The organism is Streptomyces jeddahensis (genome assembly GCF_001642995.1).
Lineage (GTDB): Bacteria > Actinomycetota > Actinomycetes > Streptomycetales > Streptomycetaceae > Streptomyces > Streptomyces jeddahensis.
This window is the reverse complement of the sequence record NZ_LOHS01000075.1, coordinates 196,309-207,143: the sequence shown is the minus strand read 5'-3', so window position 1 is coordinate 207,143 and position 10,835 is coordinate 196,309. Positions and strand designations below refer to the sequence as shown.

12 protein-coding genes are annotated in these 10,835 nt (G+C 69.3%); 1 reads left to right on the top strand and 11 read right to left on the bottom strand.

The features are described from left to right. Positions 1–151: 151 nt before the first annotated feature. From STSP_RS15120 to STSP_RS15080, 9 genes are all read right to left on the bottom strand, one after another. Complete coding sequence (locus STSP_RS15120; RefSeq protein WP_067277387.1) at positions 152–496, bottom strand: GNAT family N-acetyltransferase; 345 nt, start codon at positions 494–496, stop codon at positions 152–154. Positions 497–614: 118 nt separating this feature from the next. Then, positions 615–1,064, bottom strand: coding sequence for an aspartate 1-decarboxylase (gene panD / locus STSP_RS15115; RefSeq protein WP_067277384.1), 450 nt, complete (start codon positions 1,062–1,064; stop codon positions 615–617). 368 nt (positions 1,065–1,432) lie between these two features. Next, positions 1,433–1,906, bottom strand: a complete 474-nt coding sequence (locus STSP_RS15110) for an FAD-dependent oxidoreductase (protein WP_232789644.1) — start codon at positions 1,904–1,906, stop codon at positions 1,433–1,435. A gap of 92 nt (positions 1,907–1,998) precedes the next feature. Beyond that, on the bottom strand, positions 1,999–2,298 hold the full coding sequence (locus STSP_RS15105; RefSeq protein ID WP_232789643.1) for an MDR/zinc-dependent alcohol dehydrogenase-like family protein: 300 nt from the start codon (positions 2,296–2,298) through the stop codon (positions 1,999–2,001). Positions 2,299–2,400: 102 nt separating this feature from the next. Then, positions 2,401–3,684, bottom strand: coding sequence for a glycosyltransferase (locus tag STSP_RS15100; RefSeq protein ID WP_067277378.1), 1,284 nt, complete (start codon positions 3,682–3,684; stop codon positions 2,401–2,403). Continuing rightward, a complete protein-coding gene (locus STSP_RS15095; protein ID WP_067277375.1) occupies positions 3,681–4,700 on the bottom strand; it encodes an ABC transporter ATP-binding protein in 1,020 nt (339 codons plus the stop codon). Before STSP_RS15095 ends, STSP_RS15100 begins: the two co-directional genes overlap by 4 nt. After that, entirely contained in the window at positions 4,697–5,485 is a 789-nt protein-coding gene (locus STSP_RS15090; protein WP_067277439.1) for an ABC transporter permease, read from the bottom strand. The genes STSP_RS15095 and STSP_RS15090 overlap by 4 nt, the downstream gene beginning before the upstream one ends. Next, a complete protein-coding gene (locus STSP_RS15085) occupies positions 5,482–6,339 on the bottom strand; it encodes an ABC transporter permease (RefSeq protein WP_067277374.1) in 858 nt (285 codons plus the stop codon). Before STSP_RS15085 ends, STSP_RS15090 begins: the two co-directional genes overlap by 4 nt. Beyond that, the gene (locus STSP_RS15080; RefSeq protein WP_232789642.1) at positions 6,336–7,418 is read right to left on the bottom strand and encodes a polyamine ABC transporter substrate-binding protein; all 1,083 of its coding nucleotides are present in this window, start codon (positions 7,416–7,418) and stop codon (positions 6,336–6,338) included. The genes STSP_RS15085 and STSP_RS15080 overlap by 4 nt, the downstream gene beginning before the upstream one ends. 240 nt (positions 7,419–7,658) lie before the next feature. Here STSP_RS15080 and STSP_RS39160 point away from each other — a divergent pair, with 240 nt between their 5' ends. Further along, entirely contained in the window at positions 7,659–7,835 is a 177-nt protein-coding gene (locus STSP_RS39160) for a hypothetical protein (protein ID WP_157902837.1), read from the top strand. Here STSP_RS39160 and STSP_RS15075 read toward each other — a convergent pair. Together STSP_RS15075 and STSP_RS15070 are read right to left on the bottom strand one after the other, a co-directional pair. Then, the gene (locus tag STSP_RS15075; protein ID WP_157902836.1) at positions 7,805–8,182 is read right to left on the bottom strand and encodes a hypothetical protein; all 378 of its coding nucleotides are present in this window, start codon (positions 8,180–8,182) and stop codon (positions 7,805–7,807) included. The genes STSP_RS39160 and STSP_RS15075 overlap by 31 nt on opposite strands. Before the next feature lie 251 nt (positions 8,183–8,433). Next, positions 8,434–10,428: a PEP-utilizing enzyme gene (locus tag STSP_RS15070; RefSeq protein ID WP_067277366.1), complete on the bottom strand. Its 1,995-nt coding sequence runs from the start codon at positions 10,426–10,428 to the stop codon at positions 8,434–8,436. Positions 10,429–10,835 lie beyond the last annotated feature (407 nt).

Here is a 10,835-nt window from a genome sequence, read left to right as displayed (position 1 = left end):
GGGGACGTGGCGGGATGTGCGCCCGCAGCGGCTGGCGCAAACTCCGGGTGACCCCAGACAACTACGGCTAGGCGCCAGACCGAGGACGTACATCCCGGCGCGGCCCCGACCCACCCACCGGCAGGTGGCGCACCGCCGACCAGCGGGGCCCTCACCACCGATCCGGATGCGCCGTCGCGTACCGCTTGGCGGCCTGGATCAGCTCCGGCGCAGCCGCGGGCGCCTCATCGCGATGACGCTCGGCCCACTTCGTGACGTACGGACACAGCGGCGCGACGGGTACGCCCTCGCGTCGGGCGATGACGTACAGCTCGCGCGCCAGTGCCCCGGCGATGCCCTGCCCCTCGTGGGCGGGTTCCACGACGGTGTGGAGCGGTACGAGGGCGCGCCGGGGCGACTCCAGCTCCAGGTAGACGATGTGGCCCACGACGTCACCGCCCGCGTACGCCTCGAGGCGGCCCCGCGGACGATCGTCACAGATCTCGATGTCACTCATCGGTTCTCCTCAGGCGGGACGGAACTGCGGCACTACGGCGACCGACGCGACGGTACGACGAGAGACGGCGGCACGGCGAGACGGCGTCAGGCAGAGGCCGGTAGGCCGGGGGCGGTGGTCAGACCGTGACGGCGGCCATGGCCTCGGCCGGGGCCGCCACGGCCTGCGGGCTGCGCTCCGTACCGCTGCCAGGCACCGGCTCCGAAGGGTCCGCGCCGAGCGCCACGATCCGGTTCGCCTCGTCCACGTGCACGACGCGCGGCCGCAGCGCACGGGCCTCGGCGTCATCGACCTGGGCGTAGCTGATGATGATCACCAGGTCGCCCGGGTGCACCAGATGGGCCGCCGCGCCGTTGATCCCTATGACGCCGGAGCCGCGCTCCCCCTCGATGACGTACGTCTCGAGCCGGGCGCCGTTGGTGATGTCGACGATGTGCACGAGTTCGCCGGGGAGCAGATCCGCGGCGTCCAGAAGGTCGGCGTCGATGGTGACGGACCCGACGTAGTGCAGGTCGGCCTGGGTCACCGTGGCGCGGTGGATCTTGGACTTGAACATGGTACGCATCATCGAGGTACTCCCGGATCTAGGCTCCCTGCCTGCGTTTTTGCAGGTCAAGGGCGGTTCCCTACCCTACAACGAGTCGCATGTTCGGGCAGCATTCCCCCAGGTTTTTCAGGACGCATGCTGACCACTTGCTGACTTTTCTGATGCATCGTCACGCAACTACAGGAGGGCTTCACGCCCTCTCCCGGACGCCACCGCGACGACGGCACAAGCCTACGCAGCACCCCGCCAAGGGCGTCCGTGATCACCGTCACTCCGGCGGTCTGGGCGGCCTCAAGGAGCCATCTTGCCCCTAGAACCGCAGTCGCACCCCGACGAGAGCCGCCCCGAAATCAGCTCGTCGCGCAGGCGCCATCGCGTCGAGCCCGTCCTTATGGATACTTCTGAGGTCGCTGGCGTTGCTCAACATGTCCACGAGCTGGGTCTATAGGGAGGCATCGAAATTGGGCTTGAAAGATCCCTGGCCCCCTTCCCGTCCGTCGACCGCGTGTCAAACCACCGGTGGTCTCCTGGAGCAGGGTGTCCCCGGCGAGGTGCTGGTCGAAGGTCTCGATGCCGCTGCGCGCGGCCAGGGCCCGTACGCGCTCCTCGCCGTCCCAGAACCAAGTGGCGCCCAGGTCGAGGCCCCGCTCGGGGTGAGATGTAGAGGCGGAGAACAGGCGGCCGCCGATGCGGTCGCGGGCCTCCAGGCAGACCGTGGCGCGGCCGGCGACGTGCAGCGCGGTGGCCGCGGCCAGCCCGGAGGCACCGGCGCCGATCACGATGACATCGTGCTGTCCTGGTGGGACATGTGTGGCTCCATTCTGAGCAGGCTGAACCCCCGCTGTTGTCGGTGGCTCCGGCATCAGGCTTCTGAGGTGCCGAGCCGGGGGTATGGGGGCAAGGCAAGGGGCCGCCCGCCGCGTGGCTGAGGCGTGGGGTGGGCGGAAGCGGCTGGCTACGTGCCGCTGGCGGCGGCAGTGTCCAGGACGATGCGGAAGCGGGGAGCTCCGGAACGCAGCCGGGTGACGGCTTCGCCGGCCTTCTCCAGCGGCATGCGCTCGAGCATCGGGCGCACGCCCTTGGTGACGGCGAAGGCCATGGCTTCCTCCGCTTCGCGCGGGCTGCCGGTCAGGTGGCCGGTGAGGGTGTGGCCGTTCATGACGAGCCGGGCCGCTGGAACGGTCACGGAGCGCGCGTCGACGCCGACGAGGGTGAGCTGCCCGTGCACGCCCAGGCCGGTGAGCAGCTCGTCCACGGGGGCGGTCGAGGAGGCGGTGTAGACGATGAGGTCGGCACCGCCGAGTTCCTTCAGGGCAGCGCCGGGCGCCTGGGCGGCGCTGACAGGACACCTTCGTCGTCATGTTGTGGACGAAGCAGCTCCTTTGATGAGGTCCGCCGCTCTGCGCAGGCCGTCGCGGCGGCGTATCTCCGCTCCCACGTCGGCCAGCCGCTTCCGCAGGGCATGGTCCGCGAGCAGACGCTCGACCGTCCTCGTCAGTTCCTCGTCCGTGAAGCGGTAGGTGTCCAGCCGGACGCCGAAGCCCAGCTCGTCCATCCGCTGGGCGTTGTCGTACTGGTCCCAGAACAGTGGTAGCAGCACCATCGGCTTGCCGAAGTGCAGGGCCTCCGTCGTCGTGTTGTTGCCGCCGTGGGTGATGACGAGATCGACGAGCGGCAGGATCGACGTCTGGGGCAGGAACTCCGCGCCCCACATGTTGGACGGGAGCTCTATCTCCTCGTGGAGCGGGCCCTTGGACACGATGTAGCGGTGCGGGGTCCCGGCCAGCACGCCGATGACGCGGCGCATCAGTTCCACGTCCGCCGAGCCGAGTGAGCCCAGCGAGAAGTAGATCAACGCGCCGTCGCCGTCCCGCAGTTCAGTGGGCAGCTCGAACTTCTCGTCCGTCTCGCGCACTGAGGAGTCCAGCCGGTGCCAGGACGGGCCGAGCGCGCGCTCGTAGTCCGCGGCCTCCGGGTACACGTAGAGGTTCGTTGCGCCTTCGTGAATGAAGTCCAGCTCGGGCAGGGCCGGGGCTCCCTGCTCCACCACCCACGCGTTGAACTCCTCCCAGAGCGCGCGGTGCGAGCGGTCGTACGCCTCCCGGAACTGAGCCCATCCGGAGCGGTCCGCCGCCGGATAACCGGAGAAGACCGGGGGCACGTCTCCCGTTCTCAGCTCGAGGGGGTTGCAGGACATGATGCGTACGAACGGCTTGCCTGCGGTCAGCAGGGCAGGGAAGCAGACGACGTTGTCCTCGACGATCACATCGGGCTGGACCCGTTCGATGATGCCCCGCAGCTGCGGCTCGCAGTACTTGACGCCCGCGATGAGCTCCTCCCAGACCGGCTTGATCCAGGTCTCCAACTGCTCGATGGTCGGCTTGCGGAACTCCGGGGCGGTGTCCCTGATGAAGTCCTTCCAGAACTGGCCCGCGTCCTGCTCGCCTTCCGACGGAGGCGCGAGGTCGACCAGGTCCTCCTCGAAGCCGAGCGCCGTGAGCTTGCCCTTCCAGGACGCCTCGGCGGCGAAGACGACGCGATGGCCGCGGCGGCGCAGGACATCGCCAATACCGACGCAGTTGTTGGTGGGTCCGTAGGCGCTCTCCGGTACGAACAGCACGGTGAGTCGGCGCTCGGTCATGGCTCTTCCCCCTCGATCGGACTGACAGGAGTGCTGGCGGGAACGTGGACGGCGGCGTCCGGCGGCCAGGACAGCGAGACCTGCTGGCCGGATATGACACGAGACGGGCCCTGGACGGCGACGAGCACCGGCCGGTCCAGGTCCGGGACACGCACGGCGAGGTGTGACGTTCCGCCGTGGAAGCTGACGTCGACGACCGTGCCCGTAAGTCGGCCGCCCCCGGCGTCGGGATCGCCGTCGCCGTCTCCTTCGCAGATACGGATGCTCTCCGGGCGTACCGCCGTGATGCCGTCCGGACCGGGAAAGAGGTTGTTCGCGCCGACGAAGCCCGCGACAAAAGCGGTACGCGGCCGTTCGTACAGCGTCACCGGTGCGTCGGTCTGCTCGATGCGGCCCGCGTTCATGACGGCGATCCGGTCGGCGAGCGACATCGCCTCCTCCTGGTCGTGCGTGACCACCAGGAAGGTGATGCCGACCTCGTGCTGCAGCCGCTTCAGCTCCAGCTGCATCTCCGCCCGCACCTGCTTGTCCAGCGCGGACAGCGGCTCGTCCAGCAGCAGCAACCGGGGCCGCTTCACGATCGCGCGGGCGAGCGCGACACGCTGGCGCTGTCCGCCGGAGAGCTCGTGCGGACGCCGGCGGGCGTACGCGGTCAGGCCTACGGTGTCGAGGACCGCGTCGACCCGTTCCCGTATCTCACGGCGCGGGAGCCGTTCCCGCTCCAGCCCGTACGCCACGTTCCGCTCCACCGACATGTGCGGGAAGAGCGCGAACGACTGGAACATCAGATTGACCGGGCGCCGGTGCGGCGGCACGGAGAGCAGGTCCTCCCCGTCGAGGGTGACCTTGCCCGCGTCCGGGGTCTCGAAGCCGGCGAGGACGCGCAGCAGGGTCGTCTTACCGCAGCCGCTCGGCCCGAGAAGCGCAGAGAACTCGCCTTCGCCGATGTCCAGCGAGACATCGTCCAGCGCCCGCGTCCGCCCGAAGCGGTGGCTGACGCCCTTGATCTCGATCATCCGGTCGCCTCCGGAGCGCCATGGGTGGTCGTACGGCTGAGCCGCTGCGCGGCGACGACTGCGGTGAAGCTGACCGCGAGCAGCAGCGTCGCGAGCGCGTTGATCTCCGGGGTGACGCCGAAGCGGACCATCGAGTACACGACCACGGGTAGGGTCGGCTCGGTCGGCGCGGCCGTGAAGAACGCGATGACGAACTCGTCGACGGAGAGCGTGAAGGCGAGCAGCGCTCCGGCTGCGACGCCCGGAGCGAGGGACGGCAGCGTGATGCGGACGAACGTCGTCAGCGGCGTCGCGCCCAGATCCCGGGATGCCTCCTCCAGAGAGGGATCTGTGTGCGCCAGCCGGGTCCGTACGAGGGCGGCGACGAACGCGGTGCCGAAGACGGTGTGCGCGAGCAGCACGCTGTGCAGGCCGAGGGTGAGCTGGACGGCTGCGTAGAAGACGAGCAGACCGATGGCGAGCAGCAGATCGGGGACGACGGCGGGGAGCAGGGTCACCGCGTCCAGCAGCCGTGAACGCCTGTCGCGGCCCGCGCCGACCGCGAGCAGGGTGCCGAGCACGGTGGACAGCGCGGCGGATCCGGCCGCGACGATCAGGGTGTTGACGAGCCCGTGCAGGATCTCGTCGTCGCCCGCCAACTCGCCGTACCAGCGGGGACTGAACCCCTCGAAGGCGTACGGGGAGTCGCCCGCGCTGAACGACATGGCGACGAGGACGACGACGGGCGTATAGAGGAAGAAGTACGTCAGCCAGAACGGAACCTTCACCAGCAGCCGGTGTCTCATCGGGTCGCGTACCTCCTCGCCGCCCACGCCTGCGCGAGGAGCAGCACCATCAGCACGGCCAGCAGAGCGAGCGCGAGCGCGGAGCCGAAGGGCCAGTCGCGGGCCTTGAGGAACTGGTCGCGGATGAGGTTGCCGACCATCACCGACCGTCCTCCGCCGAGCAGTTCGGGGACGACGAAGTTCCCGAAGCTCGGTACGAAAACGAAGAGGCAGCCGGTGAGGACCCCGGGGAGGGTGAGGGGAAGCGTCACCGTACGGAAGGTGGTCCATGGCCCGGCGCCCAGGTTCGCGGCGGCCTCGCGCACCTGCGGATCGAGCCGGACGAGGGACGCGTACAGGGGCAGGATCATCAGCGGCAGATACGCGTACAGCAGTCCGGTGACGACGGCGGCGTCGGTGTACAGGACGTCGACCGGACCGAGGCCGACGGCGCGCAGCGCCTTGTTGAGCCAGCCGGGGCCGCTGAGCAGCACGATCCACGCGTAGACGCGGATGAGGAAGCTGGTCCAGAAGGGCAGGACGACGGCGATCAGGGCGATCGTCTGCCGGCGGCGCGGGAGGCCGGCGATCACGTACGCCGTCGGGTAGCCGAACAGGAGGGCGAGGAAGGTGGTGAGGGCGGCGGTCCAGGTGGAGTGGAGGACGACGTCGGCGTAGAGGGGGTCGGCGAGGCGGGTGAGGTTCTCGATGGTCGGCTGGTACACGACACCGCCGAAGCGGCCGCGCCGGAGGAAGGCGTAACTCAGTACCAGGCCCAGCGGGACCACCATGAGGACGGTCAGGTAGGTCAGGCCGGGCCCGGTCAGCGGCCACCGCTTCATGAGCCGTGGCCCGGTCAGGGGCCACCGCTTCATGACCCGGCGGCTACCTCGGTCGACAGCCGGGTGTACTTTGTGGCCGCCTCGCCGACGTCGACGATGGACTCACCCTTCAGCAGCTCGGCCGGGGTCATACGCAGCGGTGCGTTGGCTTCGAGCACCTTCGGGTCGAGCTGCTCCATGGCCGCCTTGTTGGGCACCTTGTAGAGGATGTTCTCAGCGGCCCAGCTGTGGATCTCCGGGTCGAGGATGTAGTTGATGAGTGCGTGCGCGGCCTCTTTGTTCTTGGAGGACTTCAGTACGACCATCGTGTCCACCCAGAGGTCGCTGCCCTCCTTCGGCACGGTGAACTCGATCTTCGGGTCGCTGGTCGGGCACCAGCCGTCCCAGGCCTCGGCCATCGCCGACTCGCCCTTGGTCAGCCGGTCGCCGAAGGTGGTGTCGTCGTAGGCGAGCAGGTTCTTCTTGGCCTTGAGGAGCAGGGTGCGGGCGGCGTCGAGTTCCTGGTCGCTGGTGGTGTTGACGGAGTGGCCGAGCGCCTTGAGCGCAGGGAGGGCCAGCCAGCGCTCGGTGGTCATCATGGTGACCTTCTTCTTCAGCGCCGGCGGTGGGTTGAGCAGGTCGTTCCAGCTGGTCGGGGGCTGCTTCACGAGGTCGGTGCGGTAGCAGATCCCGGTCGTCCCCCAGGTGTAGGGGACGGAGAAGGTGTTGCCCTTGTCGTAGGCGAGCTTCTGGGCCTCGGGGTAGAGGTTCTTGAGGTTGGGGATCAGGTCCGCGTGGATGGGCTCGAGCAGTCCGGCCTCGTTCAGGGCCTGGGCGTACTGGCCGGAGACGAAGGCGACGTCGATACCGCTGTCGCTGTCGCCGCCCGCGCCGCCGGCCGTCAGCTTGGCCATGATCTCTTCGTTGGTGGCGTGGTGCGCGATCTTCACCGGGACGCCGAGGTCGTCCTTGACCCGCGCGGGGAGGTCTTCGGGGCTGTAGCCGTCCCAGATGGAGACGGTGAGGGACTGTTTGGTGATGTCGGCCTTCGGGTCAAGCGCGTCTGGGCCGTTGCTCCGGCTGCCTTCTTCTCCGCAGCCGGTGACCAGAAACAGGGCCAGCCCCGCAGCCACCGCTCCGACTGCACGTAAGCCGCGCATGCCACAACTCCCCCCGTTGAAACGCCGGTTGCGGCGTGAGTCTCGCATCACGTCGCAACTTCCACAACGGGGCGGTGATCAGGGTTCCTCAGACGGGCCGGACAACCCCGCCACGTACACCTCTGTTGCCCGTCCTGGGGCCTCCCCGTCCGATGCAGAGGCCGTCTGGGCGGTGATCACCGGCATGTACGAGGCGTACGCTGCCGGGACCGCGTGGCGATCGACGCGCGGCTGGATCCGGGGGCGACGACCTGGGATTCGGCGGCCGATGAGCTGCCGCTCGGCAACGGGGACCTGGACCGCCTGCGCGACGCGCGATCGGCGGCCGGGGGCTGTCCGGTGGAGACCAGCCTCGCCGCCTACGAACTGGGCAGTGCGGCCAGGAGCTGAGCCGGTCCCATCCGGTCGGCCCGTACGACGCTGCCGGGCTGCGCGACGCGCACGGCGGCCGTCGCGTTGGTGAACGCCCGGCCGAGCTCGGCAAGACCGGCTACCGGTCCGGCAACTGCCCCCGCGGTGGGCAGCAGCAGGCGGGCTCGGCGAGCGCCGTCCGCATTGAGAACGTGCGCTGGCTGTGCCTGGACATCGAACGCGACGACCCGGCGGAGCTGTACGAGGACGGATACGATCGCAAGGACATCCGTGCCGCGATCGACTTCCTGAACTGGCTCGATGAGAAGCAGCTCCCCCTGGCCGCGGCCGGCCAGGAGGACCTGGACCTCTGGCTCACCACTCACCCCACACGCCGGAGGGTCGATCGGAGCCTTCATCCGATGGGCCAGCGCCCGACGACTGACCAACAAGATGGCCCTCACGGCAGAGAGAACCGGCCTCCCAACCCAGCTCATCACCGAGGCCGCGCTGAACGAACAACTGAAACGCTGCCTGAACGACGACCAACTCCCCCACTTGCAGATTCTCCGCATCGCAGGGCGCTCGCCGACGGTCCGACTTGGAGTGGGCGTACTCGAGTGCGTCCAGAGTGGGATCAACCTGCCTTGCTCCAGGGCGAGTCAGGCTCGGACCGTTGATCTCGTGCCTCCTCGACCGTCACCGTCCCCGCCGCACCGTCGACCGTGATCACCTGGCCCGTGTGGATGTGCTCGGTCGCTCCCGGGACGCAGATCACCGCCGGGATGCCGTACTCCCGGGCCACCGTCGGCCCGTGTGCCATCACCGCGCCGGTCTCGGTGACGAGGCCGCCCGCCGTGAGGAACAGCGGTGTCCAGCCAGGATCGGTGGTCGGGGCGACGAGGATCTCGCCCGGTTCGAGCGCCGCGTGCACCGGATTGCGGACCACGCGGGCGCGGCCGGTGACCTTGCCAGGTGCGGCGCCCATGCCGGTGAGCGTCCGGTCGTCGGCCGTACGAGGTGGAAGCTGGGTCTCCACGTCCGTGCCGTCGGACAGCAGGGCCACCGGGACGGTACGGCGGCGCAGTTCGCGGTCGTACGTGGCGCGCCGGGCCGCGATCGTCTCCAAGAGCGTGTGCCGGTCGGCACCGCCCTCCACTGCCGTGCGCATTTCCGGCGGCGTGAGGAACATGACATCGTCCGCCTGCAAGAGCAGCCCCTGCGCCTGCAGTTCGGCGCCGATCAGGAGCAGCCTGCGGCGGCGGTCGCGCAGGGCGTAGAGCCCGGCGAACTTGCCCGCCTCGCGCAGACCCGTCAACTCCCGTGAGCGGCGCAGGAAGAAGCCGGCGACCCGGCCGCGCAGCCGGTGCGCACGCCGGGCGCGAAGGTCGAGTTCGGTCAGCATCGCCTCGGCCCGCGCTACGGCACGCTGGAACCGTACGTGCGGCGCCTGCTCCGGGTCGGTGACCTGCAGGCAGTTGGCCAGCATCGTGAAAACCGGCGTCGGATCCTCCGACCAGCGCGGCACACCGACGTCGACCTCGGCAGCGGACCGGTTGCCGTATCGGGCGAGAAAGCCGTCCAGGCCGAAGTCGGGCAGCTCGCCCGCCAGATAGGCGGTCGCGAGCTCCTGCGGTGGTGTGGTCAGGAGCTGGTCGCGGTACGCCTGTGCGCGCCGGGCCACCTCCCACAGCGCGAGGTCCATCTCGATCGTGACGTTGTACGGCATGCCGCCGAGCACCGTCCGTATCTCGTCGTCGCCCGCGACGCCCTTCAGCAGCGGCGGCAGCGCGGCCGAGACCACGAGTCCGCTGACCACCGGCCAGATGATGGCGTCGGTCCGCGTGCTCGACTCGTCCCCGACCAGGGTCAGTAGCTCCGCGGCCGTGGCCGGGTCCGTGACCGGCTCCCGCCGCAGCCGTTCGATCTCGTCGAACACCGTTGCTCGCGCCTTGGCGGGCCGGGCCAGCGCGCCGAGGATGCCCGCGACCGCCTTCGGGCCGGTCTTCAGCGCCGCCGCACTGCGCTTGCGGGCGGACTTCCGCGGTGCGAACCGCGGATCGTCGAGGAGATACTCGACCACCTGCTGCGCCCGCGGCCCGAAGTCGACCGCCATCAGCTTGACGAGGCGCTGCCGCGTCGAGGGGTCGCGCATCGCGTCGGTCAGATCCCCGTACAGCCGTCCGCCGATGTCGACGACCTCGACGGTGAGGCCGAACGAGGCGAGCATGCCCGCCACCATCGACTTCAGCGTCGACATGCCCATCGGGGTGGCGGGCTGGAGCATTCCCTGGACGTGACCGAACTCGACGTACAGGCGCGTGTCCGCCTGCCCGCTCGGCGGCGGGGCGGGGAACAGCGTGGTGATCGGGCGGGACTGCAGCAACCACAGCGTTCCATCGCCGTCATAGGCCCATTCGACGTCCTGTGGTGCGCCGAGGCCGTCCGCCAGCCGGGCGCCCGTCGCCCGCAGGTCCTGCAGACGGTCGGGGGAGAGGCACCCGTGGTCCGCCACCGCCATGCCGTTCAGTACGTAGTGGTCCGCCGACGACGTCCCGTCGACGACCGCTGTGCCGAGCCCCGGCGCCGCGTCGATCACGGTCTCGGCCCGCGAGCCGGTGACCGGGTCCACGTGATCTGGAGCGAGTGGCGCAACCCCGGCGAGGACAACGTTGACCTGCCTGAGTTCTGGTTCGATGCTCGGGAGTACCAGGCAGAGGTAGAGCGAGCCGTTGCGGACCAGAGCTGGGAGTGGCCAGCGCGCTTCGTTGGGCGACTGTTGGAGCTGGACCTCAGAGGGCGCGCTGGCTGGCTTGCACAGTGGGAATGTGAACTTGGCAGTGTGTCCGCCTGGTTTTGGGAACCCGACCAGATCAACCTCTTCCTCTTCCATCCGGGCCGCTCAGCCATTGGGGAAGACCGCCCATGGCTGCAGTCCCGGATGGTGCTTGACGTCTCCAGTGACGACCTGAAGGTCAGGCCGAAAGACTTGCTGAGCAACTCGTGGCGGGTGACCCACGTCAGACAGCCGAGGTCTGC